The following is a 19,124-nucleotide window of genomic DNA, read 5'->3' as shown; positions in this document are numbered from 1 at the left end:
AGAGTCGGAACCTAGGCTAACTTCGGACACAGAAAGAAGAAATCTGGGATCCAGAGTCAGAACCTGGTCCAACTTCGGACACAAAAAGGTAGAATCGAGGATTCAGAGTCAGAACCCGGCCCAACTTCGGACACAAAAAGGTAGAATTGAGGATTCAGAGTCAGAACCTGGTCCAACTTCGGACACAGAAAGGTAGAATCGAGTATCCATAGTCAGAACCTGGGCCAACTTCGGACACAGAAAGGTAAAATCGAGGATTCAGAGTCAGAACCTGGTTCAACTTCGGACACAGAAAGGTAGAATCGAGGATCCAGAGTCAGAACCCGGGTACACCACCGGACATAAGAACCCCGTACCCGCGTCACCTCCTCCCATCAACAACACTCACTCATAATAGGTATTACTGGTGCTGCCGCGCGCTGTAAAGTTTTTCTTTAATACCCTGGAGAAAGTTCTTTTGTTTATATTGGCATTACACCATTCATGGATGCCTTGGGTTGTCAGCTTTCGCTCGGGAAAGAGATGCTTGAACTCTTTTATATTCCGCAAAATACCCTGATCTATTTTTTCATGCCCGCCGCATTTTTTGCATACCAGATTCTTGTGTACAGGAGTAAGAAGAGAATGACAATCCATGCAATACATCCCTTTTTTCAGCTGGTCAAAGTGATAATCGGGCAAAATAGTATAGGGATTTTTGGTTTGATGGAGTGACAGTAATTGCTGGGCCAGTTTTCTGTGACCCTCATTTAGTTTGGACGGGGGATGATTCAAGTCTTTCAGGAATCGGTTTATTTGGGTTGGCAGGATAATGGGCTGGTCCATGGGAGCTTGGTATAAGGTGAATTCAGGGTTGATAAAAATAACGGAGGCTTCAACGGGAATGGTTTGCTTGAGGATTTGAAGCAGCTGGCGGAATAGGGCGGCACTTCTTTTTAATTGGTATACAGGATTCTTATATTCCCGGCCGGTAGTTACGGCAAATAGCTTGTCAGATTCCAGGTGCCAGTCTCCCTGGAAATTTTTTATTTCTATTAGATGGATCATTCTTTCTGAAATGATCAAGGTGTCAATTTGAAAATAGGAGTTGTTCACTTCCAGTAACAGATCATGAATCACCACCCTTACTTCGGTCAATTTTTCAGTCAGAAGGTCAAATTTCACCTCTCCTTCATAGCCTTTTTCAAGGTTGGCCCAGTGCTGCTTTTCTTTTTCGGTTAACTCCATTCGGGTGTTCAAATATCTCATATACCATAATTCATCTGACGGAAATCTTCTTTTTAATAACATTTTCCACTTCCTTTCTTTACCTCTAAATCTATTTTAAAATAAATCCTAAAAATTACAAATTCTATTCCAAGGCTTTCTTACCATTTGCCGATTTTCATGAAGCAGGAAACATAAAGATCAAATAAAGGAATACAATTCCAATGTTACTGGAATAAACGGGAGGGATCACTTTGGATATGGTTCTTTTAAAAAGAAAGCCAGATATAAATAACATTTTCATTCTGGCAGACGGGGTAAGAGTATGGCAATAAAGACAGCCGAACGATTGATGAAAATGCGCAAAGTCTGTGGTTATGGCGCTGCGATAGCGGTGACTCCTTATCTAATGATCAAAATCGCCTGGACGTTTGGCTTCTTTCTTCCGACTGAGCAAATGGGAGAAGCCAGCTGGCGGGGGATTAATGCAGCTACAGCGGTTATCGCTGCGGTCGGCATCCTGCTGGCAATGGCATTCTGCAGGCCTTGGGGTGAACGGCTGCCCGCCTGGATGGTGGCCCTGCCCGTGTGGCTCGGTACCGGTCTTCTAGTTCCACTGCTGCTGCTGGCACCTGTCCTTGGCCCAGCGGCCATGGCTCAGGATCAGGAGGCAGGTGCCGCCGGCTTCTGGATTTACGAGCAAATCTTCGTTATGGTCTCTCTCGTCGGAGTCGGGATATGCCTTCCTCTGGCTTTAGCAGGATATGCTATGATGCGGTGGCCTGAGGCGCTTGGCGGTCCGACCGATTGCGGGGAGATGCCGGGACACACTCGGCAGCTGCAGACCACATTGGGGAGGATCGCCGCGGCAGGCTGCATGATTCTCGGTGCCATAAAGATATTTTGGGCAGCAGGCGGAACCCTTGGCATCAACCCGGATATGCTGGAGTCCCGTGATTTGTGGTGGCACCTTCTGACGCTAAGTACAGGAGGGTGGGCTCTAGTGGGTGCATGGGGCCTCCTGGTGCTGATTACCCGCCGCGGCTCCCGGAGTTTTTTGCCGCCCATGGCTGCTGCATGGATTTCGTCGGGCATGCTGTTTTCGTATAACCTCTTTTCCATCATTCGCCCGGATTTTCAGTCCAGTCCGGAGTATCCGCTGACACGGGTGCTGACCACGGAGATGGGGATTGTATTGGGTGTGATGATGGGAATCATCCTTCTCCTGGTTCTGCATGATCGGCGGCGGGCGCTGATAAGGCAGGAGTAATATTCGTCCTTGCTTACTCAGGCTATTTCCTTTTGCTTTCATTTGTGTAAAATGATAATAGACTATTTTAGCCCGGGAGGATTTAGATGATTACCATAAAGGAAATAGCAGAAAGGGCGAATGTGTCTCGGACGACTGTTTCGAGGGTTTTGAATAATTCCGGTTATGTGAGTGAGGACGCAAGGAAAAGAGTTCTGCACGTAATCGAGGAGACAGGTTATGTCCCAAGTGCCCATGCGAAGTCACTCCGCACGAAAAAAACAAAGGTTATTGGTGTTATTCTCCCGAAGATCAGCACTGAAACGTCCAGCCGTCTGGTTAATGGGATTGACGACGTATTGGCCGGGGAAGGCTATCAGATTCTCCTTGCTAATACAAATCTTCATGCTGAAAAAGAGATAGAATATATACGGCTTCTCAAAAGCAGAAATGTGGACGGCATGATTCTGTCAGCTACAAACGTGCAGCAGGAATTGATCCAGGAAATCCGTCAGCTGAAAATCCCATTTATCATGGTAGGGCAGTATGCGGAAGAGTTGACCAGTGTAATATTTGATGAATATCAGGCTGCTAGGGATATGGCTTGCCTGCTAATCAAAAAGGGATATAAAAAAATTGCTTTTATAGGCGTGGATGAGGCTGACCGTGCGGTGGGCTACCTCCGGAAAAAAGGATACCTCGATGCAATGAAGGAACATCAGCTCCCGGTTGAAGCGAGCTGGCTGCAAAAAGGGATGTTCGATATAGACTCCGGGTCTGATTGCATGAGGAGCATCATGGAATCTGCTGAAGATAAACCGCAGGCAGTCCTTGCTGTGACAGACCGTCTGGCGATTGGTGCTTTACAGTATCTCAGGCAAAATGGATTTTCTGTTCCCGGTGATGTTGCGATAGCAGGCATGGGCGGATCGGAGCTTTCTAAATATATCACCCCAGCCTTAACAACCATCGATTTTTCGTTTGAAGATGCAGGACGGGAGGCGGCTTTATTAATCCTTCAAAAGATTAAGGGGGAGCATGAACAGAAAATAAACAGAAAAATTAGATATAGACTTGTAGAAAGAGAAAGTATATAATGGTTGTGTAATCGATTTCATAAGAAGGTTTAATCGATTACACTTTTATTTTTGCTTTTATGGAATCGATTTCACAAAGGAACGTTCCATTATTTTTTGTCTGATGTGGAATCGATTCCACATAAATATAAAAATAGGGGTGAAGAGAATGTCGGAGTATCGTAAAATTGCGGAAGAATTAATTGACGCTGTCGGGGGTAGGGACAATGTTCAATCAGTAGCCCACTGTGCGACCAGGCTGCGGATCATGGTGAATGATAAGGAGAAAATTGATCAGGAAAAGGTTGAAAGCATCAATAAGGTTAAAGGCGCTTTCTTCAATTCAGGCCAATATCAGATCATTCTTGGGACGGGAACGGTTAATAAAGTCTATGAAGAAGTATCCGGCCTGGACATTGAATCCATGTCAGCATCGGAGCAGAAAAAAGAAGCGGTTAAAAGCGGTTCTGCTTTCCAAAGGGCGATCCGGAAATTCGGGGATGTATTTGTGCCGATCATTCCAGTCCTTGTGGCGACAGGGCTCTTTATGGGATTGCGCGGACTGGTGATGCAGGAGGAAGTTCTCGCTTTATTTGGCATGACAGCATCTGATGTGTCGGAAAATTTCATTTTATTCACTCAGGTACTGACGGATACGGCATTTATATTCCTCCCGGCTCTTGTCGCCTGGTCAACTTTTAGAGTGTTTGGCGGGACTCCGATCATTGGTTTAATTCTAGGGTTGATGCTTGTGAGTCCTTCCCTGCCAAATGCATGGGATGTGGCAGGCGGAAATGTTGAACCGATTTACTTTTTTGGATTTATTCCGGTTGTCGGCTATCAGGCTTCTGTCCTTCCAGCCTTTATTGCCGGGATTATTGGGGCAAAATTGGAAAGGGTCATTCGAAAACGGGTGCCGGATGCATTGGATTTAATTATTACCCCGTTCTTAACCCTTCTGATCATGATTGGATTATCACTTCTGGTCATTGGGCCGTTATTTCATATGGTGGAGCAAGGCATCCTGGATGTTACCACAACTGTGCTCTCATGGCCGTTCGGAATCAGCGGCATCCTTATCGGGGGTCTTAATCAGCTTATCGTTATCACCGGTGTTCATCATATTTTCAACATGCTGGAGATCCAGCTATTGGCTCAATATAAAAGCAATCCGTACAACGCAATTGTTACATGTGCCGTTGCAGCACAAGGCGGTGCAACCTTAGCAGTTGCTTTAAAAACACAATCAGCCAAATTAAAGGCCCTGGCTTTCCCATCAGCCTTATCCGCGTTTTTGGGAATAACCGAGCCGGCATTGTTCGGTGTCAATTTGCGCTACGGCAAGCCGTTTGTCATGGGATTGATTGGCGGAGCTGCCGGCGGGTTCGCTGCCTCCCTGCTTCAGCTGAAAGCGACTGGAATGGCCGTTACCGTTATTCCTGGCACACTTCTTTACTTAAACGGCCAGGTTCTGCAGTACATTTTAGTTAATGTGATTGCCATCGCAGTGGCCTTTGCCCTGACCTGGATGTTTGGATATTCGGATAAGGCAAAGAAAGAAGTGGAACAGGGACAGTAACAGAAATTTCAACAGCAAGGATGTTCTAAGATGACTAAAATAGATTTATTCAAGAAGGCTCGCGGAGAAGCAGAAAGAAACAGACATTTGGTTAGCCAGGATCCATACCGGTTGAAGTATCATCTCATGCCGCCTGTCGGCTTGCTGAATGATCCTAATGGCTTAATCCAATTCAAGGGTGTTTATCATGTGTTTTATCAATGGAACCCGTTTGACACTGCCCATGGTGCCAAGTATTGGGGACATTACTCATCCAGGGATCTCATCCATTGGAAGGAGGAGCCAATCGCGCTCGCTCCTGATCAGTGGTATGACCGGAATGGCTGCTATTCAGGAAGTGCGATTGATCATGATGGAAAGATGTATCTTTTTTATACAGGAAATGTGAAGAGGGAGGATGGCAAGCGCGAGACTTATCAATGTCTTGCCATATCAGAGGATGGCATCCATTTTGCCAAAAAAGGCCCTGTCCTGGAGCTGCCGAAAGGGTATACTGCTCATTTCAGGGATCCGAAAGTCTGGGAAAAGGACGGGAGCTTCTATATGATTGTTGGCGCTCAGACTCCTAATCAGAAGGGGGCTGCTGTTCTATTTGCTTCGAAGGATTTATACCATTGGGAGGAAAAAGGGAAGATTGCCGGTGCATGGATGAATGGTCTGGAAGACTTCGGCTATATGTGGGAATGTCCGGATCTATTTGAGCTGGGTGGCCAGGAGATATTACTTGTTTCACCGCAGGGGCTAGAGCCGAGCGGGTATGAATACCATAACCTTTTTCAATCAGGGTATTTTGCCGGAAAGCTTGATTATGAAAAAGCGAAGTTTAAACATGGTTCCTTTGCAGAGCTTGACCGCGGCTTTGATTTTTATGCACCGCAAACGTTTAAAGACGATTCAGGCAGGCGGATTCTTTATGGATGGATGGGCATTACAGATGAAGCCGAATCGAGCCAGCCGACTGTCCATTACCGCTGGATCCACGCATTGACCATGCCAAGAGTGCTTGATATGAAAAACGGAAGGCTTATACAGATTCCTGTGGAAGAATTCAAAAAGCTCCGCAAAGATAAAACGGAATTCCATGATGTGAAGATAAATGGAGCAAACCTGCAGCTGGACGGATTAAGTGGAAAAACGGCCGAACTGATGCTGGAATCCTTTAAGAATGTTAAGGGAATTTTCAAAATGGATTTTCGGAATGAGGCTTCTCTTACTTATAATCCTGGTCAAAAGGAAATCCAGCTGCAAAGAAGAAATGTAAAATCAGGAATGCAGGAGTCAAGAATCTGCGAAATTTCAAATCTATCCAAACTGCATGTGTTTATGGATCAGTCTTCACTGGAAATTTTTATAAATGGCGGAGAGGAAGTGTTCACTGCACGATATTTTCCTGATCCTGAAAATGAGACGATCCTTTTTAGCGGGGATGCAGGCTTTTCGGCATCCATGTGGAATCTTGAGGAAAAATATCTTTTTTAAAGGAGGTGTACTATGAAAGGAGTTCTATGTTTTGGGGAAGCTCTGATAGATTTTATTCCCCTGGATCCTGATAATTCTACCTATCAAAAGGCTCCGGGCGGGGCGCCGGCTAATGTTTCGGTTGGAGTCTCGCGGCTTGGAGGGAAGGCCGCCTTTGTTGGGAAAGTCGGCAACGATGTGCTTGGGAACTTTCTTAAGGATACCTTGGAGGGATACGGGGTTCATACACAATATATGAAACTGACGGATGAAGCGCGGACAGGTATTACGTTTGTGACGTTAGAACCCTCTGGTGAACGGGATTTTAGTTTTTACATTAATCCAAGTGCAGATCGTTTCCTGAATAAAGATGAGATAGACTGGTCCATTTTTGAAGAATACAAGATTTTTCACTTTGGCTCGATTTCACTGATTCATGAGCCTTCGAGAACTGCAGCTTTTCAAGCGGTGAAGAGGGCCCGGGAGATGGATATGCTTATTTCCTATGATCCAAATCTCCGCTTGGGTTTGTGGGATTCCGAGGAAAGGGCAAAAGCAGAAATTATGGCGGCTCTTCCCTATGCCGATATTGTAAAAATTTCGGAGGAGGAGCTCACCTTTTTAACCGGATGCAGTGATATGGAAGAAGGAATTTCCCGGCTGACTGAAAATAAGCTGACAATCGTTACATTGGGCGGTGATGGCTGCATCTTCCGCTATAAAGATGAGATCGGGAAAATTCCTGCATTGCCATACAAGGTGGTGGATACCACCGGTGCCGGAGATGCATTCGTTTCCGGACTCCTTTATTGCATAAATGAATCACCTAAAGCCTTGGAGGAGCATGAGCATGACGAAATGGCCTCGATGATTCGCTTCGCAAATGTGTCAGGAGGTCTGGCCGTTACCAGGAAAGGCGCTATGACCGGCCTTCCCTGCCTGGAGGAAGTGCAGGAAATCCTTAAAAAGACATAAATTTACCAAACAGCAGACAAACCTTCCAATACTGGAACCGTTTTGTCTGCTGTTTTCGTTCCCCAAAACCATGCCAACTTTCTAATTTGTATAAAATAGTATATAATTATCAGATAATGCTAGCTATATTACCTTATCAATCATTATAATAGAATAGAATGTGTATTTTGTGTGACGGAAAAGGCGCGTCCTTGGGTGATGTCTTTCGAGTGGTGATGCCTGAGCAAAGCGCCTGCAGTTTTTGGCAAATTTCTGGGATAAGGAAGGGTTTAAAATGAGCAGCGTACAGAACAAAACAGACGTTATCTTAATTGGTGCCGGAATCATGAGCGCGACTTTGGGGTCTTTACTGAAAGAGTTAGCACCTGAATGGGAAATCAAAGTGTTTGAGAAGCTCGCCAGCGCAGGAGAAGAAAGCTCTAACGAATGGAATAATGCAGGGACGGGACATGCTGCATTGTGCGAGCTTAACTATACATCTGAAAAATCCGATGGATCAATAGATATCACTAAAGCAATTAATGTAAATGAACAATTTCAGCTTTCCAGACAGTTTTGGTCTTATCTTGTAGAAAACAGCCTGATTACCAATCCGCAGGACTTTATTATGCCAATCCCTCATATGAGCTTTGTTCAGGGGGAAAAAAATGTTTCGTTTTTGAAAAAACGTTTGGAAGCGCTGTCAGCTAATCCGCTGTTTCAGGGCATGGAATTTTCCGATGATCCTGAGAAACTGAAGGAATGGATTCCAGTAATGATGGAAGGCCGTACATCAGATGAGCCGATTGCAGCTACAAAAATCGACTCTGGAACGGATGTCAATTTCGGTGCATTAACGCGCATGCTGTTTGACCATTTAAAGAGCAAAAATGTCGATGTCCATTATAAGCACAGCGTTGAGGATTTGAAGCGTACCGGCGATGGATCATGGAATGTAAAAGTGCGGAATATGGAAAGCGGCACAATCGAAAACCATCAGGCAAAGTTTGTCTTTATCGGCGGCGGCGGCGGAAGCCTGCATCTGCTGCAGAAGACGGGCATCCCTGAATCGAAGCATATTGGCGGATTCCCGGTAAGCGGATTGTTCCTGGTCTGCAACGATCCGGAAATTGTTGAGAAGCATCATGCGAAGGTGTACGGAAAAGCCAAAGTGGGTGCTCCCCCAATGTCCGTGCCGCATCTGGATACAAGATTTATTGACAACAAGAAATCCCTGCTGTTCGGCCCGTTTGCCGGATTTTCGCCGAAGTTCCTGAAAACAGGCTCCAATATGGACCTGATCAAGTCTGTTAAGCCGAACAATGTCATCACCATGCTGGCTGCAGGTGCAAAGGAAATGGCGCTGACAAAGTATCTGATTCAGCAGGTTATGCTGTCCCATGAACAGCGTGTTGAAGAACTGCGTGAGTTCATTCCAAACGCAAAGAGCGAAGACTGGAGTGTCGTAGTGGCCGGCCAGCGTGTGCAGGTCATCAAGGATACACCTGCCGGAAAAGGAACCCTGCAATTCGGCACAGAAGTAGTCAGTGCGTCTGACGGCTCGGTTGCTGCCCTGCTCGGTGCTTCACCGGGTGCTTCAACAGCCGTTAATGTCATGCTTGAAGTATTGCAGAAGTGCTTCCCTGAGCAAATGGACGAATGGCATTTTAAAATTAAGAAAATGATTCCGTCCTACGGTATGTCACTATCTGAAAATCCTGAGTTGTTCCGTGAGATTCACGAATCCACAGCGCAGGTGCTTGGCCTCAGTGAAAAGGAAAAACAGCAGGAGCTTGCTTATAACTGATTAAAATAGGAACCCTCAGGCCGAATTCGGTTTGGGGGTTCTTTTTTTGCAAAATCATTTAGGAAACCGCTTCCAGTGCTGGCATTAGATTAATTTTACATTGACAGAAATTGTGTTGACTACATCGATGATAATGATTATCATTGTTGACAGGACTACTAGTTTGATATTATTGGAGGCTTACATATGAACAGGTTTATGAAAGTAACAGGCATCTTGATGCTGTCAGGCAGCATTTTAGCTGGCTGCGGTGAGGATGTTTCACATGAAACAACAGAAAAAGAAGCGAGTGCCGGTACGGAAGCAAGCAATACAGAAAAGGAAGTTAGTGCCTATAAGCAATTTGCCATAGAGCAGCTGGATGAATTCGTGAAGGCTACTGAAGGGTTTACAGAAGCAGTGAAGGCCGGAGACGTGGAAAAGGCAAAGGAGCTATATGCACCAGCACGGATGTATTTTGAGCGTTCAGAGCCGATTGCCGAGAGCTTTGGCGACCTTGATCCGCGAATTGATGCCCGTCTGGCTGATATCCAGGCAGAAGGACAGGGAGAAGAAGAATGGACCGGCTATCATAAGCTTGAGTACGGACTATGGGAAGAAGGCACAACAGAGGGCTATGAGGAGACAGCTGATCAGCTGCTGAAGGATGTAAAAGAGCTGCGGGCGAAAGTGGAAACTGTAGAAGTGACTCCTGATTTAATGATTACAGGGGCAGTGGATCTTTTAAACGAAGTATCCACTTCCAAAATAACAGGTGAAGAAGAAATTTACTCTCATACCGACTTGTATGATTTTAAAGCCAACGTGGAAGGCGCAGAGAAGATCTTTGAAATCTTCAAAGAGAAGCTGACAGAAAAAGATGCCGGCCTTGTAAAGCAGCTGGATGAAAACTTTGCCGTATTGGATGAGCTGCTCGCTAAGTACGAGGATGGAAACGGCGGATATGTATCCTACGAAAAATTGACACAGGAAGATACAAAGGCATTGTCAGCAGCAGTTGATAATTTAGGAGAACCTTTAAGTCAAATGGCCATAGTTGTGGAGTGATCAATATGAGTACGAAAAAGGAAAAATCTCTTTTTGAAAAAGGGTTTTCCCGTCGTGAGATGCTGAAAACAGCCGGGATCGGAAGTGCGGGGATGATTCTGGGAGCTACAGGATTCTCTGGAATCTTAACCGCCTTTGGGGAATCTCCGTTTGTGGATGGTAACCAGGAATCCAGGAACAAAGTGAATTTCTACGGCAAGCATCAATCAGGCATCCTGACGAAAAATCCTGAACATGCTTACTTTGTGTCCCTGAATTGTACAGCCAAATCGAAAGCTGAACTAAAAGAAATGTTCCAGCTTTGGACCCGTTATAGTGTACAGCTCATGAATGGGCAGATGGTTGAACCCGATTCAGCGAACAAGCTGCTTCCTTCTCCGGATACAGGAGAGGCTGTCGGGCTTGATGCCTCACATTTGACTTTAACCTTTGGCGTGGGTCCGAGTTTGTTTGAGAAAAAGGAGCTTGGACTGGAACATATGAAGCCGGAGGAACTAAAGGATTTGCCGCATTTTCCAAAGGATCAGCTCGATCCGCGGTATGTCGGCGGAGATATCTGCATTCAGGCATGTGCCGACGACCCGCAGGTTGCTTTCCATGCGGTGCGGAATTTAATCCGTGCGGCGAGGGGACTTGTGACGATGAGATGGTCACAGACCGGCTTTAATTCTTATGGAATGAAAGATAAAGAAAAAATGACGCCCCGAAATCTGTTTGCCTTTAAAGACGGCACAGGCAACCCGAATGTGGATGATCCCAAAGAGATGGATGATGTCGTATGGGTGCAGCCGGGTGAATCAAAGAGCTGGATGACCGGAGGGTCCTATTTGGCATTTAGACGGATTCAAATGCACCTTGAAACCTGGGATCGGACCGCTTTGCGCGAACAGGAAGCGACCTTTGGCCGGCATCGCGACACAGGGGCGCCTATTGGGAAGAGCGATGAGTTTTCAGAAATGGAAATCGAGCGGAAAGAGAATGGAAAGTCAGTCGTTCCTGAAAATTCGCATGTGTTTTTGGCAAGACAGGTGAAAGACCGCATGCTGAGGCGTTCTTTTTCCTACTCGGATGGAATTAACTCTGACACTGGCTCTTTTGATGCCGGATTGCTGTTTATCTCGTTCCAGAAGAACCCGCAGCAATTCATCAACATTCAGAATAGTTTCGGACGTATGGATAAGTTAAATGAATATATAACCCATCGCGGCAGCGCGCTATTTGCTTGCTTTCCTGGTGTGAAAAAAGGAAGCTATCTTGGCGCCGGGCTGTTTGAATAGGGAGATGCTGAAATGAAGAAACTGGTTTTACTCGTATTATGCTTATTTATGTTTTTCCCGCCATTCGCTGACGCCGAAGAGGATTACAGCGATCTGTTTATTTTAGTCGGGGATGCCATTATGAAAGTGAAGGCTGATGACTGGGAATCAGCAGAGAAACTTGCTTCAGAGCTGGATCAATCCTGGCAGCAAGTGGAGAAAACGGACAGCAAGGAAGCAAAAAAGGTCGGCCGGACGATTTCTGAGTTAACGGGTGCTCTTGATGAGCATCAGAAAGAGGAGACGCTGCAGGCACTGTCGAACGTATCCCATGCTCTGGTTGATTTTGAAAAAAAACAAAATCCTGTAGACAAAGAGAAGCAGCGGGAAGAAGTGAAAAATGCCTTTAACCCTATTCTCGAGGATTTATCTGCAGCCATTACGGAAGAAAATGCAGAAGAAGTCAGCAATCAATATAAGAACCTTTTAGCGATGTGGAACCGGAAGGAAAAAATTGTCCGTGACCAAAGCATTCCTCATTACGGAAAAATCGAAACACAAATGGGCTTTTTGCGGATCGCCTTAACACAGGACGAGAAGGATTTTGCCCAAATGAAGGGCATCAGTGATTCCCTATCTGCTGCTTTCAGTGAGTTTGTATCGGGAAAAGAAGTCAAAGCAGAGAAAAACAATTATTCCCTGCAGACGCTGGCAGGTATCCTGGAAGAAGTTTCACAGGCAGTTGAAAGCGGCCGAACAGACGAAGCGGTTGCCGGCCTGGAGCAGTTTCTGACAGTCTGGCCTTCTGTAGAAGGCGATGTGCGGACAAGAAATGGATCCTTATATACAACACTGGAAAGTGAAATTCCGGTTCTTGCCGGAGAACTGTCTTCCTCAGGGGCGAATCTGGATGCCATTCAAAAGAAAATCCTGGATCATAAGCAGTCAATCGAACTGCTTCAGGAAAAACAAAATTACACATTCTGGGATGCAGCTTTAATCATGCTCCGCGAAGGTATGGAGGCATTGCTTATTGTAGCGGCGCTAATCGCCTTTTTAAACAAAGCGAATGCCCGTGACCAGCAAAAGTGGATTTGGGCTGGTGCGGCAGGCGGAATCATCATGAGCATCGCGGCTGCTGTTTCCATCAGCCAGGTATTTTCCTCTGCCACAGCTGGAGCGAACCGGGAAGTAATTGAAGGTGTAACAGGCATTATTGCCGTGGTAATGATGATTGGTGTCGGCATCTGGCTTCACCAGAAATCGAGTATGAAAGCATGGAACCGATACATCGAAAAACAGCTTGGGTCTGCTTTATCAAAGGGAAGCATTATTTCCATGTCTCTCGTCAGCTTCCTGTCCATTTTTAGAGAAGGAGCAGAGACCATCATCTTTTATGCCGGAATGGCCCCTTCGATCAGCACAGGAAACCTGCTGGCAGGGATTGGCGCTGCCGTTGTGATTTTGAGCTTATTTGCCTTCTTATTTATCCGCTACAGCAAAAGAATCGCTTTTGGCATTTATTTTAAGATAGCAACGGCTCTGATTTACTTCCTGGCCTTTAAGATCCTGGGGGTAAGCATACATGCCCTGCAGATCACCGATAAGCTGGAAACCACCCAGATCAGCAGCCTGCCGATCATCAACTGGCTGGGCTTTTATCCGACCTGGGAATCTCTCATACCTCAGCTGGTGCTGATTCTCATCTTTATCATTACGAGTGTTATCCTTAATAGACAGAACAATAATTCGGATATGAAGGGAAGCTTTTCGAAAGCGTAACAGCCCTTTACCCCAGTCTCTATGGCTGGGGTTTTTTGCTGTAAAAACACGTGAGGGCCCCTGCAACCCCTGCGTGCGCCCTCCTGCAACCATTCCTATCTTTACTTTTGATCCGAAAAATTACCATAATGAGATGATCGATTTAGAGAAAGGTGATTGCGATTATGATTTTTGCCGAAAAGCTTAAGAAGGAGAGGAAAGAGAAAGGATGGTCACAGGAGGAACTGGCTGAAAAGCTGTATGTGAGCCGCCAGTCTGTTTCTAAATGGGAAAATGGCCAGAACTATCCCAGCATTGAAATCATTATTAAACTGAGTGATCTGTTTGGGGTTACGATTGATGAATTGTTAAGGAGTGACGGGGAATTGACAGAGAAAGTGATAAAGGACAGCAGGCAATTGGCATATCCAAGAATGAAAGTGTTCTTTGAAATTTTATTTTTAATCGGACTGGCTATGCTGCTCATTAAACTTGGCATTTTAGGCCTAAATAAATTTACAGATATGGAACTCTCTCTTCGCGGATCATTTTTCTGGAACTTTGGTCCGCTGGTACTAATGGTGGGCGGGGGAATTGTGTCAGATGCGTTAAAAAAGAAATATAAAAAGGAGTAGCGCAATCCTGCATTTCTGTGCATGGATTGTCGGGTTCACACCAGCAGCTCCTGCTATTCTTTAGATACAAGGAGGTCATCAATATGGATTTGCTGCAGAATATGAATCGGGCGATGAATTATATTGAAGAGCATTTAGCGGAAGAGGTTGATTTCAAAGAAGCGGCTAAACTTTCTTATTGCTCGGAGTACCATTTTAAACGAATGTTTTCCTTTCTGGCCGGGGTATCGCTTTCCGAGTACATCCGCAGAAGACGGCTGACCTTGGCTGCCTTTGACCTGAAGGACCAGAGTGCTAAGGTCATTGAGGTAGCCATGAAATATGGGTACAGCTCGCCTGACTCGTTTACCAGGGCGTTCCAGCAGCTTCATGGCATCACTCCATCAGAAGCAAGAAGCTATGGCCACGCCCTTAAGGCTTATCCGCCGATGACCTTCCATCTATCTATTAAGGGAGGAACTGAAATGAACTATCGTATTGAGGAAAAAGAGGCGTTTCGAATTGTGGGCTTAAAGAAGCGGGTGCCGATTATTTTTAACGGAGTGAATCCGGAGATTGCCGCCATGTGGAAGAGCCTGAATGAAGAAAAGATTATGAAGCTCAAGAGTTTATCTGACACAGAGCCATTCGGCCTGATCAGTGCATCAGCCAATTTTTCTGAAGGAAGAATGGAAGAAAAGGGTGAGCTTGACCATTATATCGGAGCTGCCACTACAAAGGAATGCCCTGAGGGGATGGAATCTCTTGAAATTCCGGCCACATCATGGGCAGTATTTGAAGCAGTGGGGCCGTTTCCGGAAACGCTTCAGAATGTATGGGGACGTATTTACTCAGAATGGTTCCCTTCCTCTTCCTATCAGCAAATAGAAGGGCCGGAAATTCTCTGGAATGAAAGCAAAGATACGGCTTCACCGGCATTCCGCAGTGAAATCTGGATTCCGGTTGCAAAAAAATAGGACTCCTAAGCCATAGCTAATGGAGTCCCGTCTATTATTCCCTCAGCCGATCCGGCAATCCCTGGATTGAGGACACAACGACATCCAGCTTGGCTTCGATCCGGTTCAGCAGAAAAAGTGTGACCACAATCGGGAAGCCGAGTTCGCTGATCAGGGTGACCATCTGTTCCATCTTGCATGCTCCTTTCTATTAATCTATAAAGTGAAACTTCAATCAGTGGGGGGGTTCCTTATCCCCCACTGATTGTTAGTTGAACCAATCGGGCCTTTACGGGCAGTTTGTTTGACTCCCACTTATCCTCCTTTGATTCCTCTGAGTCTTGAAGTGGGGGTCTTACTGCCCGTTAGACTGCGATAAAAAAGGCCGGGTTCTAAAGAATCCGGCCTCTTTTCCTTACATTAATTCATAATCTGTGACATTGCGCTCTACTAATCTGGCGCCTTTAGCAGCAACAAGGTCACCGCCGTTGCCGTCAAATGCATTGGCCGCAATGATCTGTTCCATCACTGCCTTCACAGCTGCCGGATCAATCGGCTCCTTAGGGCTGTCGACCGATAGTTTGGTTTGCTTGCCCATTTCTGTTTCAAATGTCATCTCAAGTGATTTAGCCATGTTTTTCACCTCCTGATTTGTTTATTTTTCTCAGATATTAGCCTAAGATATCGAAGCTGTCATTTCTGTTCAGCTCAGTCAGCGGGTAGCTTGATAATCCAGCGATTGCCTGTCCCACTGTGAAAAGCTGGTCCGCTGAAGCGGATTGCTTCACGCCGCTAAAGGTTTTGGATTTGTAAACCGGCTTGCCCTGGCCGTTAAGGCCTGTTTCAAAAACCAGGCGAAGTTTGGAATCAGTGATAATTGCTTGTGCCATCTCGAACACCTCCTTTCACCCTTTATATACGTTTTGGAGGGGTAAAAGGACAGGGTGAATTTTCAAAGGCATCATTTATTTTTATAAAAGAAATCTAGAGAGAAGTCATTTTCTTCGGCAGAAAACCCCATTTCATGCAGTTCTTCAAAGTATTTTTCTTCAAATTTCTTATTCAGGATTCCGTAGAAATAAGCAGCGGGCTTAGCAATGACGCTGGTTTTCATTTTTCGGATCAGCTGTTTAAAGGAAAGGATGGCGGTTTCTTGAATAGTGTTCAACTCACAATTATTTTTATAGGCTGCAATGGCTGTCATTTTCCAAAACTCCTCAATCTGCCTTGCTTCCGGAAAAAAGTATTTTACTGTGCTGATAAATGATTGTGGTACATGGTCACTTGTAAAAGTGTGATCGAGGACGGTTTCGTTACGTTTAGTAATCTTTTGATTTTTATTAGTTTTAGAAAGATTGATAGTTTTATTAGGGTGGTCCATTTTTTCCTTCTTAGGTGGTTCACTCTTGGGAAAACGATTAAAAACATACAAGTTGCTGGACTGGGAACCGTTTTTTCTTTCTGTTTCATGAACAGTAAAAATACCGATTTCTGTCGCTTTGGCAATCATTCTTTTAAAAGTAGATCGGGAGATGCCATTGCCGCTGTATTCAGCATGAATGGCTTTTAAAATGGTCCCGATCTTGGCATTGGAAACACCGGGTAACTTCGCGGCAAACCGGACAAGCCGTTTCAGCCCAACAAGTTCTCCCTTTGAAAAATCATTCTTATGTATGGCAAGCCACATTTCCAGATGGGCATTAAATTCCTGAAGATCTTTAAACTGAGAAAACTGTTCAAACTGGTCCACACGTCCTGATTTAAGATTCATATCTTTGCACCGCCCTTTCATCTCTTATAATCGAAATGAAAGGGAGAAAAAGACAGGGTGGTTGGAGAAAGCTGTGACGGAATGGTGAAAATCTATCTCTCCGCAGCCTGTGGCGGCTGTTCAAGCCATTTTTGCTTTATGGCAATCATCAGGCCTTTTCCGTAATAAAGGGACATATTTTTGCTGATGCTAAGCAGTTTTATGATTATATCGGATCTTAGGCTGGAGGTCATGGCCTGGCTGATCATGGTGAAGCAGAAGATTCCGATACATGTGTTAACAAAGAACAGCATCATTTTCTCTGAAAAAGGAGGAATATCCACGTCAAATTGGGTAAGCTCTTTGGCAGAGGAAACCGGAATATTTTCCTTGTTCATTACTTCCTGAAGGGATCGCAGCACGTCCTCGGCCATAGCCCTTCCTTTGCTGAAATGGTCTTTCATTTCGTTTCTTTGAGAAATATGGCTGAAGGTTGCAAAGATATTTCTCGAGAATTGGGCCCTATGAATCAATCTGGATAGATTTGCAATTTCAGGGGCATTAAGCGCACGGGATCCACCCCTAAACCCATTAAGGTATATTATGCTCCGGGCAAAATCGATCCGGTCATCAAGCTTGATTTTGGGCGGCTTTGGGTAAATGTCCTTGGATAACATCAAATCCACAATTTCATTTTGGATCTTTAACGTGAACTTAAGTGTGATCTCAAAATAATCCCGGATATCTTTACGGGTGCTTTCACCCAGGGCGCTTGGATATGTACTCAATGAAAGCTGGGTAATATCATGGCAAAAAAATAAAATGAAATGATCGGAGAATACTTTTCCGGCATTTATATTTATATCCTCATCAGTGAAACCGAGGGGCACGGAAATGCTCTCTTTATGAAAAAAATCCTGGAGCTGCTTTAGGTTTTTCCCGGACTGATGCAGCAGCCTTCCAACAATCTTTCTGACTTTGCGATCCTCTGCTGTTTGAAAAAAATAGGTGAAAAACTGAAGCTCCATGCTGTTTTTTAAATAAGATGACCACATATTCGAGACCTCAGAGACCGTCAGCTCCTTAGAACGCACTGCCATCACTCCTTTTAGTCAAATTAGTGATATAAAAATATCTTCAAGGTTCCTTTGCTGTCCATGGTAGCTAACAAAACATTATTAATTTCTGTCTGATAGAAACGTTCTAAATGGGCGATTAGCCATCTTTCGTCCTTTTGTATGGTTTGCAGCACTTTTTTATCCACTTTGCCTTCCTTAATAATCGTTCTTGGCATATCGAATGGTTCTGCATCTCTTTGCAGGAAAGCAGGTGTAATAGGTTCATATTTGGGATCCAAAAAGAAGGAAATGCTTCCGTTTGCTTCCCATAGAGCAAGCGCCACCTTTTTTACATCTTCTACTTTTTTCTCGCGTAATTCCTCCAGCAGCACATCAATGGAAATCCTTGCTTTATTTAAGCCTTTATAGATGATTTCTCCATTCTGTACGAGGGGGATGGGCTTGCTGTTTACCATTCTTCTAACCGCTGGCCATTTCAGGATGCTGAATAGACTGATCAGGTAAAGAACGACAAGTACAATGGTTGTAACAATGGAACCTTTTAGTCCCAGCTCCTCATCTGATAAGGGATGGGCAATAATATTGCCAATCACTAAAGCCATTACTAAATCCAGGAGTCTTAATTGGGAAATGGCACGCTGCCCCAGCACTTTGGCGACAATGACTAAGAAGAAATAAGCGATGACAGCCCTGAGTCCCCACTCCAAAGCAGAAAGTGAGTGCTGACTCTGTAAAAAATCCATCTCTGGCACATCCTTTTATCTGCGTAAAAAGTAAAGTGCAGCTTTATACAAGTGTTTTCCTATCCAGCTGCAAATATTCAAAGGGAAGGAATATTTGTAAATTATTAACAATACATATATGATTTGTCTTTTTGAAAAACTAAGCGAAAGGAGGTTATCTATATGAAAAAATTCTTATTGATGCTTTTTCTATCTCTATCCTTCGTAACGTTAACGGGCTGCGGAAACGATGAAAAGCCTGAGGAAGACGAACAGGTTGAAGATGTGGAAGAAGAGGATGAAATAGGCGACGGAGAAGTGGATGATGAGTAATTAAGCTGGTTGGGTTTTGGGAAGAGGGGGAGGCGGCTCGGACTGAAAAGGAGGGAAGCCCGGGTTAGAGTCAGGACCTAGAGGCAACTTCAGACACAAAAAGCATGGGAGCGTCAGTTAGAGTCAGAACCTGGTGCAACTTCAGACACAAAAAGCATGGGAGCGTCAGTTAGAGTCAGAACCTGGTGCAACTTCAGACACAAAAAGCAGGAAAGCGCGAGTTAGAGTCTGAACCCGCCTTTGTCCAAAACCAGCCAAAGCCCCAATCAACAACAGA

The 19,124-nt window shown here is 45.0% G+C and carries 19 protein-coding genes; 12 read left to right on the top strand and 7 right to left on the bottom strand.

Annotated features, from left to right (window positions below; all coding sequences use genetic code 11):
- Positions 1 to 384 precede the first annotated feature (384 nt).
- The gene (locus BK139_RS17680) at positions 385 to 1,290 is read right to left on the bottom strand and encodes a nuclease-related domain-containing protein (protein WP_076261393.1); all 906 of its coding nucleotides are present in this window, start codon (positions 1,288 to 1,290) and stop codon (positions 385 to 387) included.
- 241 nt (positions 1,291 to 1,531) lie between these two features.
- Between BK139_RS17680 and BK139_RS17675 the strand changes: the two genes are divergently transcribed.
- The 11 genes from BK139_RS17675 (at position 1,532) to BK139_RS17625 (ending at position 14,984) form a co-directional block, all read left to right on the top strand.
- Positions 1,532 to 2,476 (top strand): hypothetical protein, encoded by a 945-nt coding sequence (locus BK139_RS17675; protein ID WP_076261391.1) that lies wholly within the window; start codon positions 1,532 to 1,534, stop codon positions 2,474 to 2,476.
- 86 nt (positions 2,477 to 2,562) lie between these two features.
- On the top strand, positions 2,563 to 3,552 hold the full coding sequence (locus BK139_RS17670) for a LacI family DNA-binding transcriptional regulator (RefSeq protein ID WP_076261389.1): 990 nt from the start codon (positions 2,563 to 2,565) through the stop codon (positions 3,550 to 3,552).
- 148 nt (positions 3,553 to 3,700) lie between these two features.
- Entirely contained in the window at positions 3,701 to 5,110 is a 1,410-nt protein-coding gene (locus BK139_RS17665; RefSeq protein ID WP_076261387.1) for a sucrose-specific PTS transporter subunit IIBC, read from the top strand.
- Between the two features lie 30 nt (positions 5,111 to 5,140).
- Entirely contained in the window at positions 5,141 to 6,589 is a 1,449-nt protein-coding gene (locus BK139_RS17660; protein ID WP_076261385.1) for a glycoside hydrolase family 32 protein, read from the top strand.
- A 12-nt stretch (positions 6,590 to 6,601) separates the two neighbouring features.
- Positions 6,602 to 7,543, top strand: a complete 942-nt coding sequence (locus BK139_RS17655) for an aminoimidazole riboside kinase (RefSeq protein ID WP_076261383.1) — start codon at positions 6,602 to 6,604, stop codon at positions 7,541 to 7,543.
- A gap of 274 nt (positions 7,544 to 7,817) precedes the next feature.
- Positions 7,818 to 9,329 carry a malate:quinone oxidoreductase gene (locus BK139_RS17650; RefSeq protein ID WP_076261381.1) on the top strand — a complete coding sequence of 504 codons (1,512 nt, stop codon included), beginning with the start codon at positions 7,818 to 7,820 and terminating at the stop codon, positions 9,327 to 9,329.
- Between the two features lie 198 nt (positions 9,330 to 9,527).
- The gene (efeO, locus tag BK139_RS17645; RefSeq protein ID WP_076261461.1) at positions 9,528 to 10,376 is read left to right on the top strand and encodes an iron uptake system protein EfeO; all 849 of its coding nucleotides are present in this window, start codon (positions 9,528 to 9,530) and stop codon (positions 10,374 to 10,376) included.
- Between the two features lie 5 nt (positions 10,377 to 10,381).
- Positions 10,382 to 11,653, top strand: coding sequence for an iron uptake transporter deferrochelatase/peroxidase subunit (efeB, locus tag BK139_RS17640; protein ID WP_076261379.1), 1,272 nt, complete (start codon positions 10,382 to 10,384; stop codon positions 11,651 to 11,653).
- Between the two features lie 12 nt (positions 11,654 to 11,665).
- Positions 11,666 to 13,414, top strand: a complete 1,749-nt coding sequence (locus BK139_RS17635) for an FTR1 family protein (RefSeq protein WP_076261377.1) — start codon at positions 11,666 to 11,668, stop codon at positions 13,412 to 13,414.
- A 164-nt stretch (positions 13,415 to 13,578) separates the two neighbouring features.
- Positions 13,579 to 14,028: a helix-turn-helix domain-containing protein gene (locus BK139_RS17630; protein WP_076261375.1), complete on the top strand. Its 450-nt coding sequence runs from the start codon at positions 13,579 to 13,581 to the stop codon at positions 14,026 to 14,028.
- Positions 14,029 to 14,111: 83 nt separating this feature from the next.
- Positions 14,112 to 14,984, top strand: a complete 873-nt coding sequence (locus BK139_RS17625; RefSeq protein ID WP_076261373.1) for an AraC family transcriptional regulator — start codon at positions 14,112 to 14,114, stop codon at positions 14,982 to 14,984.
- A gap of 34 nt (positions 14,985 to 15,018) precedes the next feature.
- Here BK139_RS17625 and BK139_RS17620 read toward each other — a convergent pair whose 3' ends face one another.
- The 6 genes from BK139_RS17620 to BK139_RS17595 form a co-directional block, all read right to left on the bottom strand.
- Positions 15,019 to 15,156, bottom strand: a complete 138-nt coding sequence (locus BK139_RS17620) for a YvrJ family protein (protein WP_048010265.1) — start codon at positions 15,154 to 15,156, stop codon at positions 15,019 to 15,021.
- Between the two features lie 222 nt (positions 15,157 to 15,378).
- Positions 15,379 to 15,597 (bottom strand): DUF2922 domain-containing protein, encoded by a 219-nt coding sequence (locus BK139_RS17615; RefSeq protein ID WP_076261371.1) that lies wholly within the window; start codon positions 15,595 to 15,597, stop codon positions 15,379 to 15,381.
- Positions 15,598 to 15,634: 37 nt separating this feature from the next.
- Positions 15,635 to 15,853: a DUF1659 domain-containing protein gene (locus tag BK139_RS17610; protein WP_076261368.1), complete on the bottom strand. Its 219-nt coding sequence runs from the start codon at positions 15,851 to 15,853 to the stop codon at positions 15,635 to 15,637.
- A gap of 71 nt (positions 15,854 to 15,924) precedes the next feature.
- Positions 15,925 to 16,734: a hypothetical protein gene (locus BK139_RS17605; protein WP_076261365.1), complete on the bottom strand. Its 810-nt coding sequence runs from the start codon at positions 16,732 to 16,734 to the stop codon at positions 15,925 to 15,927.
- A gap of 92 nt (positions 16,735 to 16,826) precedes the next feature.
- Positions 16,827 to 17,813 carry a DUF3231 family protein gene (locus BK139_RS17600; RefSeq protein ID WP_076261362.1) on the bottom strand — a complete coding sequence of 329 codons (987 nt, stop codon included), beginning with the start codon at positions 17,811 to 17,813 and terminating at the stop codon, positions 16,827 to 16,829.
- Between the two features lie 17 nt (positions 17,814 to 17,830).
- Entirely contained in the window at positions 17,831 to 18,535 is a 705-nt protein-coding gene (locus tag BK139_RS17595; RefSeq protein WP_076261360.1) for a DUF421 domain-containing protein, read from the bottom strand.
- Positions 18,536 to 18,697: 162 nt separating this feature from the next.
- Between BK139_RS17595 and BK139_RS24095 the strand changes: the two genes are divergently transcribed.
- The gene (locus BK139_RS24095; RefSeq protein WP_175609151.1) at positions 18,698 to 18,847 is read left to right on the top strand and encodes a hypothetical protein; all 150 of its coding nucleotides are present in this window, start codon (positions 18,698 to 18,700) and stop codon (positions 18,845 to 18,847) included.
- Positions 18,848 to 19,124: the final 277 nt, after the last annotated feature.

Source organism: Paenibacillus sp. FSL R5-0490 (genome assembly GCF_001956215.1).
GTDB lineage: Bacteria > Bacillota > Bacilli > Bacillales > Cytobacillaceae > Cytobacillus.
The sequence above is the reverse complement of the archived record's forward strand: the minus strand, read 5'-3'. Positions and strand labels throughout refer to the sequence as shown.